This is a genomic window from Chryseobacterium culicis, assembly GCF_002979755.1.
Taxonomy (GTDB): Bacteria; Bacteroidota; Bacteroidia; order Flavobacteriales; family Weeksellaceae; genus Chryseobacterium; species Chryseobacterium culicis_A.
On the sequence record NZ_PCPP01000006.1, the window covers coordinates 31,260 to 50,935 of the forward strand.

21 protein-coding genes are annotated in these 19,676 nt (G+C 36.4%); 9 read left to right on the top strand and 12 right to left on the bottom strand.

What is annotated here, in order from left to right; genetic code table 11:
• Positions 1–352 precede the first annotated feature (352 nt).
• The 3 genes from CQ022_RS21050 to CQ022_RS21060 all read left to right on the top strand — a co-directional run bounded on the left by CQ022_RS21050 (position 353) and on the right by CQ022_RS21060 (position 3,438).
• Positions 353–1,912: a ribonuclease E/G gene (locus tag CQ022_RS21050; RefSeq protein WP_105684438.1), complete on the top strand. Its 1,560-nt coding sequence runs from the start codon at positions 353–355 to the stop codon at positions 1,910–1,912.
• Between the two features lie 194 nt (positions 1,913–2,106).
• Positions 2,107–2,586, top strand: coding sequence for an OsmC family protein (locus CQ022_RS21055; RefSeq protein ID WP_105684439.1), 480 nt, complete (start codon positions 2,107–2,109; stop codon positions 2,584–2,586).
• A 201-nt stretch (positions 2,587–2,787) separates the two neighbouring features.
• Positions 2,788–3,438, top strand: a complete 651-nt coding sequence (locus tag CQ022_RS21060) for a response regulator transcription factor (protein WP_228421842.1) — start codon at positions 2,788–2,790, stop codon at positions 3,436–3,438.
• A gap of 296 nt (positions 3,439–3,734) precedes the next feature.
• On the opposite strand, the gene CQ022_RS21070 is transcribed toward CQ022_RS21060, so the two are convergent.
• From CQ022_RS21070 to CQ022_RS21095, 6 genes are all read right to left on the bottom strand, one after another.
• Positions 3,735–5,246: a carboxypeptidase-like regulatory domain-containing protein gene (locus CQ022_RS21070; protein WP_105684441.1), complete on the bottom strand. Its 1,512-nt coding sequence runs from the start codon at positions 5,244–5,246 to the stop codon at positions 3,735–3,737.
• 11 nt (positions 5,247–5,257) lie between these two features.
• Positions 5,258–6,622: a CsgG/HfaB family protein gene (locus CQ022_RS21075; RefSeq protein ID WP_105684442.1), complete on the bottom strand. Its 1,365-nt coding sequence runs from the start codon at positions 6,620–6,622 to the stop codon at positions 5,258–5,260.
• 24 nt (positions 6,623–6,646) lie between these two features.
• Complete coding sequence (locus CQ022_RS21080) at positions 6,647–7,057, bottom strand: curli production assembly/transport component CsgF (protein WP_105684554.1); 411 nt, start codon at positions 7,055–7,057, stop codon at positions 6,647–6,649.
• Between the two features lie 11 nt (positions 7,058–7,068).
• Positions 7,069–7,803, bottom strand: a complete 735-nt coding sequence (locus CQ022_RS21085) for a curli production assembly/transport protein CsgE (RefSeq protein WP_228421844.1) — start codon at positions 7,801–7,803, stop codon at positions 7,069–7,071.
• A 7-nt stretch (positions 7,804–7,810) separates the two neighbouring features.
• Positions 7,811–8,209, bottom strand: coding sequence for a hypothetical protein (locus CQ022_RS21090; protein ID WP_105684443.1), 399 nt, complete (start codon positions 8,207–8,209; stop codon positions 7,811–7,813).
• Between the two features lie 118 nt (positions 8,210–8,327).
• Positions 8,328–9,146 carry a hypothetical protein gene (locus CQ022_RS21095; RefSeq protein WP_105684444.1) on the bottom strand — a complete coding sequence of 273 codons (819 nt, stop codon included), beginning with the start codon at positions 9,144–9,146 and terminating at the stop codon, positions 8,328–8,330.
• Between the two features lie 481 nt (positions 9,147–9,627).
• Here CQ022_RS21095 and CQ022_RS21100 point away from each other — a divergent pair, with 481 nt between their 5' ends.
• From CQ022_RS21100 to CQ022_RS21115, 4 genes are read left to right on the top strand one after another with little or no spacing between them, the layout of a single operon-like run.
• A complete protein-coding gene (locus tag CQ022_RS21100) occupies positions 9,628–10,257 on the top strand; it encodes an NUDIX hydrolase (RefSeq protein WP_105684445.1) in 630 nt (209 codons plus the stop codon).
• A gap of 27 nt (positions 10,258–10,284) precedes the next feature.
• Positions 10,285–11,091: a lysophospholipid acyltransferase family protein gene (locus tag CQ022_RS21105; RefSeq protein ID WP_105684446.1), complete on the top strand. Its 807-nt coding sequence runs from the start codon at positions 10,285–10,287 to the stop codon at positions 11,089–11,091.
• A 15-nt stretch (positions 11,092–11,106) separates the two neighbouring features.
• A complete protein-coding gene (locus CQ022_RS21110) occupies positions 11,107–11,544 on the top strand; it encodes a hypothetical protein (RefSeq protein WP_105684447.1) in 438 nt (145 codons plus the stop codon).
• Positions 11,545–11,550: 6 nt separating this feature from the next.
• Positions 11,551–12,888 carry a UDP-N-acetylmuramate--L-alanine ligase gene (locus CQ022_RS21115; RefSeq protein WP_105684448.1) on the top strand — a complete coding sequence of 446 codons (1,338 nt, stop codon included), beginning with the start codon at positions 11,551–11,553 and terminating at the stop codon, positions 12,886–12,888.
• A 51-nt stretch (positions 12,889–12,939) separates the two neighbouring features.
• Here CQ022_RS21115 and CQ022_RS21120 read toward each other — a convergent pair whose 3' ends face one another.
• The 4 genes from CQ022_RS21120 to CQ022_RS21135 form a co-directional block, all read right to left on the bottom strand.
• Positions 12,940–13,554, bottom strand: a complete 615-nt coding sequence (locus CQ022_RS21120) for a hypothetical protein (RefSeq protein WP_105684449.1) — start codon at positions 13,552–13,554, stop codon at positions 12,940–12,942.
• 95 nt (positions 13,555–13,649) lie between these two features.
• Positions 13,650–14,708, bottom strand: a complete 1,059-nt coding sequence (locus tag CQ022_RS21125) for an NAD(P)H-dependent flavin oxidoreductase (RefSeq protein ID WP_105684450.1) — start codon at positions 14,706–14,708, stop codon at positions 13,650–13,652.
• 146 nt (positions 14,709–14,854) lie between these two features.
• Positions 14,855–15,559, bottom strand: a complete 705-nt coding sequence (locus CQ022_RS21130) for a DNA alkylation repair protein (RefSeq protein WP_105684451.1) — start codon at positions 15,557–15,559, stop codon at positions 14,855–14,857.
• Positions 15,560–15,662: 103 nt separating this feature from the next.
• Positions 15,663–16,538 (bottom strand): aldo/keto reductase, encoded by an 876-nt coding sequence (locus tag CQ022_RS21135; RefSeq protein ID WP_105684452.1) that lies wholly within the window; start codon positions 16,536–16,538, stop codon positions 15,663–15,665.
• Positions 16,539–16,777: 239 nt separating this feature from the next.
• Here CQ022_RS21135 and CQ022_RS21140 point away from each other — a divergent pair, with 239 nt between their 5' ends.
• Complete coding sequence (locus tag CQ022_RS21140; RefSeq protein WP_105684453.1) at positions 16,778–17,212, top strand: GNAT family N-acetyltransferase; 435 nt, start codon at positions 16,778–16,780, stop codon at positions 17,210–17,212.
• The gene (locus CQ022_RS21145; RefSeq protein ID WP_105684454.1) at positions 17,213–17,680 is read left to right on the top strand and encodes a GNAT family N-acetyltransferase; all 468 of its coding nucleotides are present in this window, start codon (positions 17,213–17,215) and stop codon (positions 17,678–17,680) included.
• On the opposite strand, the gene CQ022_RS21150 is transcribed toward CQ022_RS21145, so the two are convergent.
• Both CQ022_RS21150 and CQ022_RS21155 read right to left on the bottom strand, forming a co-directional pair.
• Positions 17,657–18,553 (bottom strand): LysR family transcriptional regulator, encoded by an 897-nt coding sequence (locus tag CQ022_RS21150; protein ID WP_105684455.1) that lies wholly within the window; start codon positions 18,551–18,553, stop codon positions 17,657–17,659. The genes CQ022_RS21145 and CQ022_RS21150 overlap by 24 nt on opposite strands.
• A gap of 40 nt (positions 18,554–18,593) precedes the next feature.
• Entirely contained in the window at positions 18,594–19,340 is a 747-nt protein-coding gene (locus CQ022_RS21155) for a metallophosphoesterase family protein (protein ID WP_105684456.1), read from the bottom strand.
• Positions 19,341–19,676: the final 336 nt, after the last annotated feature.

The following is a 19,676-nucleotide window of genomic DNA, read 5'->3' on the forward strand; positions in this document are numbered from 1 at the left end:
ATTAACTAGTTACTAAAAAATTAAAATTATGCCAAGCGGAAAGAAAAGAAAAAGACACAAGGTTGCTACTCACAAAAGAAAGAAAAGAAGAAGAGCAAACAGACATAAGAAAAAATAATCTCTTTTTCTCGAGATTTACAATATAATAATATAGTTGGTGGATTTAAATTTTTAAAGTTCACTAACTATATTTTTGTTTGCAACTATAAGATTCCGCGGAAAACGGAGGGTTTCAAATATTATTTTAATAAACATATAATGGTTTTCATTCAAAATCCTTATATTTAATAGATGAATTAATCAGTAAAAACATCCACTTCCTATAATCTTAACAATTTTATCTTATTAAAAAATGAAGAAAGAACTAATAGTTTCGCATGAAGATGATCTTACAAAGATTGCGCTGCTGGAAGACGGAAGACTATGTGAACTTCATGAGCAAGAAGACAAAAGCGATTTTATAGTTGGAGATCTGTTTATAGGAAAAGTAAAAAAACTAGCCCCCAATCTGAATGCAGCATTCGTCAATATCGGATATGACAAAGATGCATTTCTGCATTATCAGGATCTGGGACCTCAGTATCTTACGTACAGAAAGTTTTTAAAAGATACTATTTCTAAAAAACAAAGCACTTCGAGCTTAAAGAATTTCGAGATACAACCCGAAATAGACAAAAACGGAACTATAGACAAAGTAATTGCCAAGGATGACTTGGTTCTGTTACAAATTACCAAAGAACCTATTTCTACCAAAGGTCCAAGAATTTCTACCCAGATTTCATTAACAGGACGTTTTCTGGTTTTAATTCCTTTCGACAACAAAGTTTCTATTTCCAAAAAGATCAGAAGTTCTGAGGAAAAAGAAAGACTAAGAACCCTTATCGACAGCATTAAGCCTGAAGGATTCGGAGTTATTATCAGAACGGTAGCGGAAGGAAAAAAAGTAGCCGACCTTCATAATGATATGAACCAGCTGGTTCAGAAATGGGAAAGTACTTTCAAAAACATCCAGAGAAATAAAGTTCCGTCTAAAGTTTTAAGCGAAGAAGACAAAGCTTCAGCTATTTTAAGAGACAATTTTAATCAGGATTTCGTGAATATCATCTGCGATGATGAGCAAATGGTAAACGAAATGAAAAATTACGTAGAAGTAATTGCTCCTGAAAAGAAAAATATTGTCCAGTTTTATGATTCTCATATTCCTCTTCTGGAATATTACAATGTTGAAAAACAGCTTAAACAGAGCTTCGGAAAACACGTAAACATTCCAAGTTCTAAAGGAGCCTATCTTGTTATTGAACACACAGAAGCACTTCACGTTGTAGACGTCAACTCCGGAAATAATATTACTACCGGAACTGCTGTCAACAAAGAACATGCGCTAAGAGTGAACAAAATGGCCGCTACTGAAATCGCAAGACAACTTCGCCTCCGCGATATGGGAGGAATCATTGTTATCGATTTCATAGATATGCCCAATTCTGATCACCGAAGAGATCTCTACGAGCATCTTAAAGAGGAAATGAAGCGCGATAAAGCTCGCCACAAAATCCTTCCTCCAAGTAAATTTGGACTGATCCAAATCACCAGACAAAGAAACCGTCCGGAAAAACAGATCGACACCAAAGAAGAAAACCCGAACAAAGACGGAGAAATTGTAGCTCCTATTGTTATCGTGGAAAGAATGGGTGAAACCTTAAGAAACATTTTGCAGAAAGAAAAAGGAAAAATCTACCTGCATGTACACCCATTTGTGGAAGCCTACCTTACAAAAGGCATCAAAAGTATCCAGATGAAATGGTTTATCAAATACAAAAAATGGGTAACCATTGTTCCAAGGGATTCTTTTAAATATTTAGAATATAAAATCTACAATTCCAAAAAAGAAGAATTGATAGAATTTTCTAATTAAGACAAAATTTAAAACCTTCAGTTGTACTGGAGGTTTTTTTGTTTTATATTTATAAGTATAGAATATTATTGACAATTTAAGTTTTGGCTAAAGCCAATGGATGTTTTTGTATGTATAGGCTGGGCTAAAGCCCACCCCTATTGAATTTTAACAACATCTTTTATCTTTTATCTTTTATCTTTTATCTTTTATCTATGAAAAATCACCATTACAAAATCACCATTCAATGGACAGGAAACCAGGGAACAGGAACCAGCGGTTATAGAGACTATGAAAGAAGCCATACCATTTCAGTGGAAAATAAAGCTGTTATCGAAGGTTCATCAGATCCTGCTTTCCGTGGCGACAAAACGAAGCATAATCCTGAAGAGATGTTTTTATCCTCCCTCTCTTCCTGTCATATGCTTTGGTATCTTCATTTCTGTTCTGAAGCAGGTATTATTGTTACAGAGTATACTGATGAAGCAACAGGTATCATGGCAGAAACAGCCAGTGGAAGCGGTCATTTTACAGAGGTAACTTTGCATCCTACGGTAACTGTTGCAGAAGAATCTATGGTAGAAAAAGCAGAGCAGCTTCATCATAAAGCGAACGAATATTGTTTCATTGCCAATTCAGTTAATTTTCCGGTAAAGCATATCCCCGTAATGTTAGTTAAATCCAAAAACCATTAAGATTCTCATTCAAAAACAATGATGAACACTATGTTTTAACAGAAATAACTCTAAAAAACTCCACAAAAAGAGAATTATTTAATAAAAAATCAATAAAAATAACGTTTTACTATTAATAAAAACACAATAAATTGAAAATTTTTAACAATTTTATTCAAAATGTAAAGTTTTTTTCCTATTTTTATATAAATAAAACAAACCATGATGAAACCAAGATTGACCATTTTTGATGAACCTATGCTCTATACAGAAGGCTTATCAAGACTGCTTACACAAAGCAAAATTTTCAGCACAATAGATATTTGTAATTCTTTAGAAAACCTCTCCAAACATTTAAAAGAAGAACCTCCGGAAATGCTTGTTATGAGCTCCAATATGCTTATGCTTACGGAAATCTGCAAGTTGGTGGAGAGTATTATTTCACAACATAAAAATACCAAGATTACGATCATTGGCAGCTCTTATGATGTGATTGATATCCGAAAACTCTTCAACAAAGGTATTAAAGCTTATCTGGATAAAAACTGCACCTATGATGAGTTTCTTAAATCCATCAATGTTTTACTTCTTAATGAGATCTATATCTGTGACCATGCCAAGGAAAGAATGATCAATTTTATCAGCAGTGAACAGGGAAAACCCAATCCTCACATCAAAGAACCTCTCACCCGTCGCGAAATGGAAATTCTCAAACTCATATGTGACGGATGCAGCAGTAAAGATATCTCTGAAAAATTATTTATTAGTATCAATACGGTAGAAACACACCGAAAAAGAATTCTTTTGAAACTCAATGCGAAAAACTCAGTCGGAATCGTAAAATATGCGATAGAAAATCACATCATCGACTGAAAGACTTCTATGAATCACACAAAAATTCCAGGCTTTGCAAAGTCTGGAATTTTTTATGTCTGAACCCAATTTCCATAATCCTTCAGACAAATATTTATTATTACATGATTCAAAATCAACTAAGATAAAAAAGCGAGGCAGAGATCAGATAGTGAAAAATGAAAAAGCTTATTTTACTTTAACCTTACTATTATATCTAAACAGCTCAGATGCTTATCTCATGCCCCAACTTTTAAACTAAAACCTTGGACTTTGAACTTTATCAACTTTAAATATTGAATATTGAACTTTTTATCTTATTCATAATCCGGCATTTCTCCATTGCTGAAAAGTGTTGCCCTTGTAAGATCTGTCATCGTACTATTGAGGTCAATGACCATTACACTTTTCTGCGAAATATTATCATTGGAGGTATTCATGAAGATAATCTGGGCATTGTTTGGTGAGAATCTTGGATCAAGATCATTGGTTCCCATCACTTTTTCGCTTTCTGCAGAAATATCACTCACGGCATCTGTAACAAGATTATAGACAAAGATATGTGAATCCAGCTGGCGGTAATTTCCACTTCCATCCAGGTATCCTGAGACATCACGGGTAAACAGAAGAAGCTGTCCATCTACAGAAAAGTTCAAACCTCCACTGGCACCTACAGTACCAGACAATACCGTTTTAAGAACGCTTCCGTTAATGTCTATCACATAAATTTTAGTATTATATCCGTTATAATCATTGGTTTTCAATGCTATTTTACTACCGTCGTAGCTCCAGTCACATTCGGAGATCATACTTCCGTCCGGAGTGGTGTATACTAAGCTCAAGCCGCTTCCATCCTTATTAATTCTATAGAGTTTATTAAAGTTGGAATAAATAAGTTCCTTACCATTTGTACTCCATGCAAAATCCATTTCATAATTATTAAAGCCTGCAACAGCAACTGTAGTTACTTTAAAAGGATTGGAACCATCCGGATTTGCGGTATAAATATGGGTACTTCCACCTTCTGTACGAAGGAATGCAATGAGACCTGCATTATTGTTTTTGCGGGGTCGCCAGCTGTTGTAGGAAGAATTGGTAAACTGGAAGTTATTTCCCTGGTCATCACTGGAAATGATCACAAAGTTTCCATTTTGTTTTTGAGTATAATGATACCTGTTAGCGGGAACTGTATTGGTGGTAAATTTACTGATAGAGCTTAAAACTGGCTGGTGAATGCCGTCCGAAACAGACACCTGCCAGAAGTAACTTACACCAAACTTCAGATTTGAAAGCGTATAGTGGTTTGCTGTCAAATCATTAACCTGAATCACATTAGTGTCAAGATTATTTTTAATTGTCAGACTGTATCTTAATACATCTGCTGTATCGGGATCTGTTGCGCTCCAGGTTAATTCGACGCTCAAAGGTTGATTTACTGCGTTATCTATCGGACTTAGCAACTGTGGTGTAGCGGGAGGAGAATTCAATGAAGTATCATCATCCATCTCAAAAACTACCGTTACTACCTGATTTTGATTTTGTATATTGACTGACTGAAAGCTTGTAATATATCCTGAAAGTTCTGCTTTTAGAGAATAATTCCCTACCGGCATGGCAGCGATTTCAAATGAACCATCTGTACCGCTGAACACCGTTTGTGTCGTAGGATTGGTAAATATCTTCACATTAGAAAGCGGCACATTGCTACCTCTTTTTACGACTTTTCCTTTTAACATTCCTGTTTGAGCCTGTTCTACAAGGTCTTCATTACATGAAAACAGACAAAAAGCAAAGATGAATATGCTGAGTATTTTAATTATAGTTTTCATAGTTCGTGTTTTTATTTGTTTCCGAAGTAAAAGTTGATTCCTATTCCAAAGCGCAAAGCCTGATCTTTCCTTTTTCCATTTACAAGGCCTTCCCAGTCGTCTTTGAAGCCAAGATCATATTGGGCAGAGGCTCTCAGTGAGAAATTCTTGCTGATCATATATTCCAGACCACCACCGAATTGTGCTTTATATTGGGGTTTATATTTTGAATACATCGCTCCTGCTCCTCCATATAAGAAGGGACTGAATCTGTATTTCGGGAAAAGTATGTATTCCAGATTCACTTCAGGACCGAAGTAGTTTCTTTTCACAATATTTGAGTTTTCAAGGGTAAAATAACTTGCATTCAGTTCCATATTCAGATAAGGAGTAAGGAAGTATTTGAATCCTATTTTTCCTCCCACATTCATTTTAGGACCTACATAGTCATCTTTCACTTTCTGTCCTTCAACATTCGCAAATACGGATACTTTTTGTCTGTAATCCTGCGGATATCTGCCTCCAACAACTCTGCCGTTATTTTGCTCCTGTTCTCTGTTGTATTCATTGATTAAACTTTGATAGCCGCCATTGTCATCTATTGCTTTCCCCCATATTTTGTCTCTGATTCCTTCTACAATGAGGGCTTTTACAGCTTTTTCGATAGCTTCTGTTACAGCGAGCTGAACGGGTTCATTTTGAGTAAGCCCTACTTCAGCCTCCAGTAGTCTTTCCGTATCAATATATCTGAAAAAACTTCCGTTAACACTGGTTGAGAGAATGGTTTTAGAAGTATAAACCGTTTTAAGAATTTCTCCGTTAAGCGTAGAGACAGCGCGAAGGTAGATGGTAATTCTGTCCTGGCGGTACTGTGTGGAAGCCCCGATACCGAAATATCTTGCTCCAAGTCCTCCGGTCAGAATATTGCTGTCATAAGAAATAACGCCGCCTTCGAGAAGAATCCCAGCGTATAAAAGAGGAGGAAGTGATTGATTGTTTTTGTCTGCATCCTTGATATATTCCTGTCTGGTGGAACGGATGATCTGTCTTTCATTGAGAAGATTCGCGATATTTTCCCTTTCAATAGGAATAAACCAGCGGCTGTCTTCTAAGGCTTTTATGAGAATGGTAGTGGTTCCCTGAGGAACTGCCGTACTCCAGTTATTTCCATTTTCAGATGGTTTATACTGGCCGGTCTGGTCTCTGAATTTGTAGACTCCTATTACAATCTTCTCTTTGGGAAGGGGAAGATTTTTTAATTCTGCGGTGGAAGAAGTAACCTCTCCCATTGTTGGTTTTTCGGGATCCGAAGGTAAACCAAATATTGAACTACAGGCCTGCAGAATGCATAGCAGGAAGGTGCAGAAAAAGATTCTGGTATAAGTGTAGGTTGTCATGGTAAGTTTATTTTTAGTTATTTCCTATTTCGGAATTACGATCTCGGACTGATCGCCATTACTGGTATCCAAAATATTGATTAAAAGTCCCTGATTAGTATTGGTAATTTGTAGATAAAGGGATCCGAAGAGGTAATTTCCGGGTTTTATGTTTCCATCACCAAACTGTTCATCAAACAGTTTTCTTGAAAGCTCACTGAGGATCTGTCTGTTAAGACTCTGGGTAAAACTATCAAGGGAATTCACACGATCCAGCAAGTCGCTGTAATCATTTTTTTCATCAAATGGGTTTTGTGCATTAGCAGAGCTTAAAAGCCACTGGTAATTGAATGTATCTCCTCCAAAAGCTGGATTTACCGGCTTATAGACGAGCTGCTGAGATTTTCCGTAGAAAATACCCGCAATAAAGGTCAAAATAATGATAAAGGTTTTCATGGCGGACATTTTTAATAGATGAATTCATTTTTTATAAGATTTTTCTTGGCATTAAATTCTTTGATATATTTTAAGCTGTAGCTCAACTGTTCTTTTAAATAATCTTCTGACGGATTGGTTATAAAACTGTAAATAATTTTATCTTCCATCTGAATAGTAATCTGACCACTTGTTCCACGAAGAGGGAGCTCTGTAATGGTAATAACGCTGCTGCTCTTATCAGGAAGCTGACTGTACTGCATGTAAAACATGTCATAAAAGTCTTTTCCCACCTTGGTTTTCGTCTCATCAATAGTAAGTCCTCTGAGCTCGTAAGCAGCATCTTCTTCTATCTTAGCTGTTTTTTTTTTAAAAAGGTCGCTGTTCAGTTCCAGACTGTCTTTGGCAATCAGCTTCTGGGTTTCTTCATCCCTGATATAAAGGAAGGCTTTAAGAGCATCTTTTGATTCGAGATTCACATTGATTTCCGATAATACCTTTACTTCATTGGGATTGACGGAAAATTTACCACTCTGCTGGTTGTTGGAGAGATTTCCACCATTTCCTTTTTTAATAGAAACCAAAAGGTAATTCAGTTCTTTATACACTGCAGTGTTATTAACTACAACTGCTTTTAACCTGACCTGGTTTTCAAGGAGACTGCTCTCTATCCTGGCGTTTACTTTCTTATCTTCCTGTCCATATGTCCATACAGACAGGAAGCTAAAAAAAGTACCCAAGCTAAGGGAATATAAAAGTTTCATCATCTGTGTTTTAATAATTTCTCATGAAGACTGTTTTATTATCTCCCTTTACATTAATCTGAATTCCATCCGAAATACTGTTGCTTCCTGTAACATCAATAATATTATTGTTTCCCTGTGCAGTAATAGCAGCTTTTGTTTCTTTATCTGTAAATGAATTGATAAAATATAGGGTATTGAAATCTCCCAGCTGTTTTACTAAAATATTCGTTCGGGCGTTAAGGGAAAGTTCGGCATTGTTATAATCTCCTATCTGAATGATATCGGATCCATAAGAACTCTGATCAGTCTGCTGTCTGGCTATAAGATTAAAGATTGTATTGCTGTTTACCTTATCCCAGTCTATTTCCTGTGCATGTAGTGGCAACATTGTGAAAAGAGCCAAAACACTCCATCTCAAGTTAAACATAGCCTATTTTATTAAAATTACATGAATAACAAATCGGAGAAAATCGAAGGTGAAAAAGGAGAAACACTGCAGTTTCTCCTTTACAATTTCTAAGATTTACAGTATTTTGTTATAGGGCTTAATTCGACTGATTCACAATCATAGAGTTTCCATTACCCATCTGAGTTCCAACATGGATATGGCCATCACCGCTTTGTGCTACCCAGGTAAAGTTACCGTTACCCATCTGAAGGTCAATAGCAGTGTTAGAATCTCCTATCTGGAATTGATAAAGTTGGTTGGCATTACCTACCTGTAATCCTACAGAGGTGTTATCATCTCCTACCTGAACTGAAGCGGCAATATTACCTGTTCCGGCTTGAGCATGAGTAGCGCTGTTATCATTACCATCCTGATACTGAACAAGAACATTATTAGCACCTATCTGAAGGGCGCTGGCATCATTTCTTCTTCCCAGCTGAATTTGATAAGCATCATTCCCAATACCTACCTGGATAGCAGAAGCGTCATTTCTTCTTCCATCCTGATATTGAAGGACAGAGTTACCTAATCCAACCTGTACCGAAGAAGCTTCATTTCTTCTTCCGATCTGAGTTTGTTCTGTAGAGTTAAGTACTCCAAGCTGCCATGTTGAAGCAGAGTTTCTGTTTCCTAACTGCATCACTTCATTTGAGTTTCCAATACCCACCTGATCCACATCTATAGAGTTTCTGTTTCCGATACTTTGTGCATTATTGACATTTAAAATTCCTACCTGGTCAATATCTGCCATATTACGATTCCCTGTTTGTGTTAGAGAATTGATGTTCAAAAGACCTGTCTGGTCTACTGTAGCAACATTTAAGTTTCCTGTTTGAGTAGTCACATCAATATTGAATTGTGCGAATCCGAAACTCATTGCGAATAGTGTAAGTACACCTGTAAGTAAATTTTTCATCTTAGTAAAAATTAATTGGTTAATAGTAAGGCAAAGGTAGCTTCCCCGACAAAATGAAAAACCACCATCAAAGTGTAAATTTTGAAAATCACGGTTTCCAGTTCGACAGGTCATTATTTACCGTTACGGGAAAACCCCATCACAACTTGTTGATTTTCAATCAAATCTATCAGTAGTGAATATTGATTTTTCTTCAATGATGATTTTTTCTGAATAAATCCGGGATTTTATATTTTTAAAACATCACAGTACAGGGTTTTAAGCTTTTGGTAGAAACTATTGCTCAAATTTATTTACACAACCGAAAATCAATTTTGAATTAAAAATTAACGCTTAAAAGTTGAAATATGTTCTGTTTTATCATTAACGATATATCATTGGGTTTAAGAAGCAAAAATTTCCGCTTACAATGCAGTCTTTCCCATAGGTTAATTAATGTTAAGGCACTTATTTCTTCAAGATATATTGCTAAATTTGAGCTATGGAAAATTTTGGAAAAGATTTATTGAGAAAAATAAAAAGCGTGGAACTTCCCGGTGAGCACGCACATGGAGTATTCTCGCCTCCCTACCGTCCCGTTTTCACTTATGATGAAGTATTGTCAAAAAATCCCAAATTTGCAGCTGTCAATATTGTTTTATATCTGAAAGACAACGAGTGGTATTTTCCCTTGATTCAAAGAACCATTAATGAACACGACAGACACAGCGGGCAGATATCCCTGCCTGGGGGGAAGCGTGAGGAGATGGACAGTGATTTTGCTGAAACGGCGGTTCGGGAAACCTCTGAAGAAATCGGAATAGATAAACATTATGTAAGGATCATCAGAGAAATGTCTCCTATTTATATTCCGCCAAGCAATTTCTATGTATATCCCTACATTTCTTATACAAAAAAGAACCCGGCCTTTGTTCTTCAGCAGACGGAAGCTGTGGAAACCATAGAATTTCCCATCACTTCCTTTTTAAACCTGTCGGATACCCCGGAAATTATGGCTCTGCCCAGTGCAGGCGGACATGACGTTCCGGTGATTAATTTCAACGGATACATCATCTGGGGTGCTACAGCAATGATATTAAGTGAATTCAGTCAGTTGCTGAAAAAAATGTAACTTTGCACTACCGTGTTTAATTGAGAGATGGCGAAAAAAAATATTTTCACCGATGCATTCGGAACCCCTTATTTTTTGAAAAGGTTTATTATTTTTATTTTAGGAGTTGTATCATACAGAAGATTCAACGGCTTTAATAAGTTAAAAATAACCGGTACAGAACACCTTGTGGATCTTCCGGACTCTAACGTACTTTTTGTATCCAACCATCAGACCTATTTTGCAGATGTGGCGGCCATGTATCATGCCTTCTGTGCTGTAAATAACGGATATTTAAATACGATAAAAAACCCGATCTATCTACTGAATCCAAAGATTGATTTTTACTATGTAGCGGCTGAAGAAACCATGAACAAAGGTATTCTTCCCAAGATATTCAAAATTGCAGGCGCTGTAACGGTAAAAAGAACATGGAGAGCTGAAGGGAAGAATGTCAACAGAATGGTAGATATGAGTGAGGTAGATAATATTATGAAAGCATTGGACAATGGCTGGGTAGCGACTTTCCCTCAAGGAACTACATCGGCTTTTGCACAGGGACGAAGAGGAACTGCCAAACTGGTAAAAAACCAACGCCCCATTGTGATTCCAATCAAAATAAATGGCTTCAGAAGAGCTTTTGATAAAAAAGGACTCCGCGTAAAGGTAACCGGTGTAAAACCTACGATGGAATTTAAAGCGCCTTTGGATATTGATTATGATAATGAAAAAGCACCGGAAATTTTATTGAAGATTATGACTGCCATTGAGCAGACAGAAGACTTCAATGTATTACACAGTTATGATGAAGAACTTAAAGCTAAAAAATTAGAACAAAAGGACTCAAATAATTAAAGTAAATTAAAAATTATGAACAAAATACTTGGAATCTTATTCGCAATCATAGTATTAGTTTCATGCAACAGCCAAAAGATATATTCGGATTTTGATATCAGCTATTCGAAAAGCGGAGGCTATGCTCCAGTTTATGAAAACCTGCTTATAAAAGGGAATACTGTACACTACTCTTTTGAAGGACAGGGAAAGAAATACAAACAGGATTTTAAAATTTCTGATGAAGATTTAAAGAAACTGGATCAGGTTCTTTCTCAGAATAATTTCAGAAGGATACAGGAAGACCGCAAAAAATTGTACGACAATATTTCCACGTCCATCAATATCAAGAAAGGTCCTAATGAAGGCAGTAAAACGGATGCCAGTATGATTATTCCGAATTACCAGACCAACTGGAACAATATTATTGAGGCTTTCCAGCAGATCATTACTACTAATGTTAAAAAACAGTAAATACAATTGAAAACCCACTTCATTGCCATTGGCGGAAGCGCCATGCATAATCTTGCGATTGCATTAAAAGACAAAGGATATCAGGTGACAGGTTCTGATGACGCTATTTTTGAACCTTCGAAATCCCGATTGGAAAAGAAAGGAATTCTGCCTCAGGAAATGGGCTGGTTCCCGGAAAAAATCACTCAGGATATTGATGCAGTTATTCTTGGAATGCATGCCCATCAGGATAATCCAGAGTTGGCAAGAGCAAAAGAACTGGGACTGAAAATATATTCTTATCCTGAATTTCTGTACGAACAGTCTAAAAACAAAACAAGAGTAGTCATTGCAGGATCACATGGTAAAACTACCATTACTTCAATGATTCTTCACGTGTTGAATTTCCATCAGAAAGATGTGGATTTCATGGTAGGAGCTCAGCTTGAAGGATTCGACTGTATGGTAAAACTGACTCAGGATAATGATTTCATGGTATTGGAAGGTGATGAATACCTTTCTTCTCCTATCGATCTTCGTTCAAAATTTTTACTGTATCAGCCGAACATCGCTTTAATGAGCGGCATCGCATGGGATCATATCAATGTATTCAAAACCTTTGATGATTATATCGATCAGTTCAGAAAGTTTGTGGCAAGTATTACTGCCGGAGGAGTTTTGGTATACAACGAAGAAGATCCGGAAGTAGTAAAAGTAGTGGAAAATGCAGAGAACTATTTCAGAAAAATCCCTTATAAAACTCCTGAATACGAAATCAATAATGGTAAAGTATATTTAAAAACCGAAATGGGAGATGTTCCGCTTTCTGTTTTTGGAGCCCACAACCTATTGAACCTTGAAGGAGCAAGACATATCTGCCGACAGCTTGGCATTATGGATGAAGATTTCTATGAGGCGATTATGAGTTTCAAAGGAGCATCGAAACGTCTTGAAAAAGTAGAAAGAGAAGATAAAGGAATATTATACAAAGACTTTGCGCATGCACCAAGCAAGGTAAAGGCTGCTGTAAAAGCATTTGCAGAGCAATTTAAAAATGATAAGAAATATGGATTTCTGGAACTTCATACCTATTCCAGCTTAAATCCGGCTTTCCTTGAACAATATGACCACGCCATGGATGGTCTGGAAGAAGCCATTGTTTTCTATTCTGAAGATGCTTTGAAGATCAAGAGAATAGAACCTATTTCTCCTGAGTTTATCAAGGAAAAATTCAAAAATGAAAAATTAAGAGTTTTCACAAATGCTGAAGATCTTCACGCCTACTGGAATACATTAGATAAAACAAACGGTGTTTATTTAATGATGAGTTCCGGAAATTTCGGCGGTCTTGATTTAACAAAATAAATAAAAAGCTTCAGATTCTATTTCTGAAGCTTTTTTTATGAAGTATGCTTTCTAATTGTCGCTTAATTTTTTATTATTGGTCAGCTCAATACTCTTTATGGAGCCCAACGGTGCTATTTTTATCGTTTTATTTCCTTTTGCCAGATAAATATAATACATGCTGTTCGATCCTATCAGATGCACCTGCTCAAAGCTATCATCCCCATAGTTTAATTTATAGTCATATTTAAGCTTGTTCTCCCTTATCTTTCTGGTGAGCCCAAGTCCTTCACCCCAACCTATTCCCACAAAGAAAGACAGTAGCATCATGGCGAGAAATTTCACAAACATATTGGTAAAATGATTCTCAATAGCCTCTTTGCTCATATTTTCATGTCCTTTGAGAGATGCCATCTGGAATGCCCAACGTTTATTTTTATTGGCCTGTTTGGATAAAAAAGAGGGAAAAGCAAATGAAAATACGACGATAACAATCAGGGCAATCAGGATAACCGGATGAGCCGTTAAAGTAGCAATCGGGCTTATCAGAATATCCATTATTGTTGAATATTTTAGAATATTAATATTGATCTGATAGTAGAAGACACTTTCTTTTAAAATTCCCATTATAACGAGAAAAAGATACCCGAATGGAAGTGATCTCTTAATTCCTTCTGAATATTTCATGGATGTTTTTTATTGGTTTTAGTTTTATATTGGGGCAGATCAATGATATTGATGTACGAAAATATAAAATTATCATCAAATTAAAACATACAGATTTATCTTTCACATTCTTTGATCAGTTTTTTCAGAATTTCTTCTGTAGAAAGTTCGCTATATGGGTGGATAGACTGCCCTACCCAAATTCCTACAAACTCCGGATTTTGCAAAGATTTTGCTGCTTTACGTAAGGCATTGGTCAGTTTGTTCTGGTAAGGATAAGGTAAAATATATTCTGAATTTTCAACTGTTTCTATAAATTGATTTTTCACGCCTCTGGCATATCTTCCGGAAAAACTCTTCGTCAGAACAACTTCTTCTTCTCTTACCTTTTTCAATCTTTCTTTTTCAAAAGGCTGCAAAGCACTTTCCTGAGAAGCCAGTAAAAGGTTGCCCACCTGAAAACCCTGTGCTCCTAAATCTTTAACAGCCTGCAATGTCTTCGCTCCATAAATCCCTCCAGCATAAATCAAAGGAACTTTTACCTGTTCATAGATCTGTGACAGCAAAGATAATCCTCCGATCTGCGGAATATTTTCTGCTTCAAAACTTCCTCTGTGCCCTCCAGCCTCTATTCCCTGAACGCAGATGATATCAATACCGGAATTTTCAAGTAATAAGGCTTCTCTCACAGAAGTACAGGTTCCGATAAGGGTAACTCCGTTTTCTTTTAATTTCTGAATACTCGGATCATCCAGATTTCCAAAAGTAAAACTTAAAATTTTACAGTCTTCCTGAATGATGGCATCCACCTGATCATGGTAGCCGTTTACACTGATTTCTTCAAGATCCGGGAGATGTACTTCAATCGCATTTTCCTTTGCCAGCTGCTCAATAAAAAGCTTGGTTTTACCATACTTTTCTTTTAAGGCATCAGTTATTTCCGGAATGTGATGAACAAATATATTGGCAGCAAAAGGTTTATCTGTCAATTTTTTCGCCTCTCTGATCAATTCAACAGACTGATCTGCAGAAAGGTCAGCCAGTGCCAGTGATCCGATACAGCCTGCTTTTGCAGCTGCAACAGCCATCTGAACGGTGCTCACTCCAAACATCGGAGCCTGAATAACAGGATATTGTATCCCTAGTTTTTTACTGATTGTATCCGGCCAAAACATAAGAATTATTTTTATTAAAATGTACGAAGAATCAGGCAATACCTCTTATTCAATGATATGATATTGCTCAGAATAAGACTTAAAGTTAAAGGTTTAAGGTTTAGAGTTGTTGATAAACATCTATTGTATATGGAACAAAGCAGGATTTATTTTGCTTTCCTGAGTTCTTTATAGTGTAATTTTGATTCAGGATCAAGCTTTTCTGTGGCATAAGAAAATGTAACAGCAGGCATTGTTTTCACGTAGGTACTGAGAAAATCATGTAATTTCTTTTTGTCTTTTTTTCCTGCTTCTCGGATCCAGCTTCCCACTGCTTTATTCACCAGCTCATTCGGGTCATGAACAAGGATTTCTGCAATAGCAAAAGTATCTTCTACATCATTTTTTCTGATAAATGCATGCGTGCTTACAATGGCAGTTCTTCTTTCCCATGGACTATCGGAATAAGCAAGCTTGTGCAGAATATCCCTGGATTTATCAATGAGATATTCTCCAATAACATGGCAGGCTGCTCTGTCTACAAAATCCCAGTTATTCAAACGGTTATGGCGGTTGAGATACAGATTAAAAAGCTCTTTCTTATGATTTTCAGATACTTTTTTACTTCTTGCCTGGAAATCCATGATGCTTACTGCCCCCATTCTTACTTCATAAAAATCACTATCAAGGAGCTTATTGATTTCATCCAGAGGCATCATCGAAAATTCTTTAGCCGTAGTAAAGACATCCCCGAATTTCACTCCGAAACTCTTGGTAACTCCATCATTTCCTTTGAAAAACTTCTCAGCTTTATTGAGTTCTTTTTCATTCTTGAATAACAAGAGTGTTTCTATGAATTCTTTTGCAGTCATGGGTTATTATTGATTTAAAAAGCCCACAGTTCTCACAAATTATATGGATTAAAACCTGTGTAATTTGTGAGATCCGTGGGTATATTCTTACTCTTTATTTCTATTAAATATCCGCTACAGAATTTAGCATTTTTTGCTCCCATTCCGGATCTTTAGGATCAAAGAACAATCTTTTTCCGGTATCTAAAGAACGTACAACATTCATTTCATCCTCTGTCAGCACAAAATCAAATACATTAAAGTTTTCTTCGATTCTTGAAGGGGTCACAGATTTCGGAATTACAGCAAAACCTTCCTGTAAGTGCCATCTCAGAATGACCTGAGCTACAGTTTTGCCATATTTTTCAGCAATCGCTTTCAGATCAGGATTGCTTAAAAGGTTGGCATTACCATTTCCTAGCGGGCTCCAGGGCTGAGTTACAATATTATTTTCTCTGTCATACACCTGTAATTCTTTCTGCTGGAATACAGGATGCAGTTCAATCTGATTGATCACTGGTAAAACGGTTGAATTAGCCTTTAATTCCTCAAGTTTCTCGACGGTAAAATTACACACCCCAATGGCTTTAATTTTCCCTTCATGATATAACTCTTCCAACGCTTTCCATGTTCCCAGAAAATCTCCATACGGCCAGTGGATTAGATACATATCAAGATAATCCATCTGTAATCTGTCTAATGTTCTCTGAAAAGCACTTTTTGCCTTTTCATATCCATGATCCTGAACCCATACTTTTGATGTGATAAACAATTCATCTCTGTTTACACCGCTATTTTTAACGGCAGCACCTACCGCTGTTTCATTCTGATAAATAGCAGCAGTATCTATCATTCTATATCCTGTTTCAATAGCTTTGATTACTGCATTTTCACATTCTTTCAGATCTTCCATCTGCCATACTCCAAAGCCTAAAGCCGGAATATCCACTCCATTATTTAAGGTTACCACAGGTTGTCCTGTATAGGTTTTCTTTTGCATAAGTCTTTATTTTAATGATTAATATAAAGTGATAAACAAATTTGCAATAAAAAATCGGAAATTCTGCCTACCAATTTTACTGTTCCTGTTAAAAAATTTTGAGTTGCTGGTTGTTGGTTGCTGGTTGTTGGTTGCTGGTTACTTGTTGCTGGTTGTTGGTTGCTGGTTGCTGGTTGCAAAATTATGTTCCTGCTGGTATACCATCGCTATTTTCTTTATTTTTGTTTAAATTAAACATCATGTCACAACACATCAGACTGGCGAATGCAGAGGATTATCCTCGAATTATGGAAATATGGGAATCGGCAGTAAAAGCAACTCATGATTTTCTTGCTGAAGAGGATTTCAATTATTTCAAAGAGGTTATTCCAAGAGATTATCTTCCTAACCTGGAAGTCTATTTACTTACTGAAGACAACGAAGCTGAAGGATTTGCCTCCGTAGCAGAGGGCAATCTGGAAATGCTTTTCATTCACAATGACACTCGTGGAAAAGGCTATGGAAAAACACTTTATCAGTTCATGAAAGAGAAAACGGGATTGACCAAAGTAGATGTGAATGAGCAAAATCCTCAGGCGATCGGGTTTTATGAAAAAATGGGCTTTAAAAAGATCGGAAGATCGGAAAAAGATGGTTCAGGAAAAGAGTATCCAATTATCCATATGAGCCTGTAAATGGAAAATTTCACCTTCAACAAGCTAAATTCGGATTCAGAAATCCCTTATCATTTACTGCTTCTGGCTGATGAAACACAAGAAGCTATCAATCAATATATTTTTAGTTCTGAGATCTATCTTTTACATGACGGTATTGAAAACATTGCTGTAATGGCGTTGTACAAGAAGACCCATACTGAACTGGAAATTAAAAACATTGCCGTCATTGAAAGCTACAGGAATAAAGGTATTGGAACGATCCTGATAGATAAGGCAAAAGAAATTGCGAAAGAAAATCATTATAAAACACTGACTGTTGGAACTTCGGATACCGGCTTCCAACAGATCAGATTTTATGAGAAAAACGGTTTCATTAAAAGTGGAATTCTGAAGGATTTCTTTATTGAAAATTATCCAGCACCCATCTATGAAAACGGTTTACAGATGATAGATATGGTTTTATTAAGCCATCACCTTGCGAAATAATCCTTTAATATGTTCTATTTCAGTTTGATAATTGGTTTTCTTGCGACAACCGAAGTAAAGCGTATTTTCAAATTTCTTCTTTCCTTCCCAAATCAACTGGATATCACCGTTTTCAATATCATTTCTGCATAGAAAATCAGGAACAACAGCTAATCCTGTTCCACCTTTGAGGCAGCGGATGATTGAGTTCATGTTAGGAACAATATAATTAGGACGGAAATTGGGTTTATGACCAAAATTCAATATCCAGTACTGGAAAAGATGTTCCATGTCTCCCGTGGTTCCGTACCATTTTTCATTTTTCAGCCATTCCTCTATCTGTTTGGCATTTTTTGTTTTTAAAACCTTATTGAAAGCTGCTTTATCCACATCTTTCCCTCCTACCAGAATAATTTGTTCTGAAGAGAACGCTTCATGTTCAATATTAGGTGAAGACCCTTTTTTCGGGGTAATAATAAGATCAAGAATTCCTTTATCCAGTTGATCCAGCATTTCAGGATATTCTCCAAAACTGATAATCAGATTAAAGGGTAAGGAAGAAACATATTGTTCCAGGGTGGTCTGAAAAGTCTCAAAACACATACCCACGCTGATTGTCGGAGTATGTTTCTCAGTAGACTTCTGAAAATTCTTTTCTACATCTTCCAGCTTGGTGATTGGTTCAGCTACTGCATTAAACAATACTTTTCCTCGTTCTGTCGGAATCATTTTTCTACCGGTTCTGTCGAACAGCTTATAACCTACATAAGCTTCCAATGAGCTTAAATGAAGGCTTACACCCGGCTGTGATATGAATAAAGCATCCGCAGCACCTGTCAATGTCCCGGTTTTATAGATCGCCTTAAAAGTACGATACCATTCTAAATTAACCATGACTTAATTATTAATATTATAATGCAAAATTACAAAATAATTATAATATTAATACATTTTCATTCTTCAGAAAGGAAGCATAATAATCCGGAATCCCGCTTTCCTTTATCTGGCGGACAGTTTCATCAATCGGATAGGATAATTGGACAATTTCTGGGGTAATTTTTTCTTCGTCTAAAGTCAATACTAAATAAGAAGCCAATCTGTTTTCTTCTTTAGAACGGCCTACGGAACCACAATTGACAGCCCAGGTATCATTTTCAAACTGTTTTTTAAAAGATAAATGAGTATGTCCCATTACCATCAGATCAGCATCTGCCCTTTCCAGCATTGCGTTAAAAACCTCATCATTTTCTGATTCGTATAAGTAAGTATCATTGCTTTCAAGACTGGAATGAACCAATTGAATATTCCAGTGCTTATTCCCTGTTTTATAGTTTAATTTTAAATGAAAAGGAAGTTCAGCAAGAAATTTTTTATTCGGTTCTGAAATGTGTTTTTTAGAGTGATCTATCGCAACAAATCTGGCATTGGTTTCTTCTTCTGAATGCTTGGATAAAGGAACTACAGGAATATCAAAAGCAATCCTTTCATCATGATTTCCCATCAGACAGGGAATGTTCAGGCTTCTGATTTTTTCTATCACTTCATTTCCCCAGGGTGCAAAATCCACCAGGTCCCCCAAACAGAATTTCTGCCGGATTCCCCTCTTCTCAATATCATTCAGTACAACTTCCAGTGCAGGAAGGTTTCCATGCACATCACTAAAAACGGCTATCTGTATCATTGTCCTTCAATTTGTTAGACAAATTTACACGACAGACAGGAATTTCAGTTCAAATATGATATGACATTTTACCATCAGTGCCGTCAATAGTCAATTTTTGCTGCGCAAAGTCAATGATGAATCGGTATACTCATAAAAATTCAAAAGCGAAGCGAATTGACTATTCACCATTCACCATTAGTGCCGTCAATGGTCAATTTTTGCAGCGCAAAGTCAATGATGAATCGGTATACTTATAAAAATTCACAAGCGAAGCGAATTGACTATTCACCATTCACCATTAGTGCCGTCAATGGTCAATTTTTACTTCGTAAAGTCAATAGTGAATCGGTATAC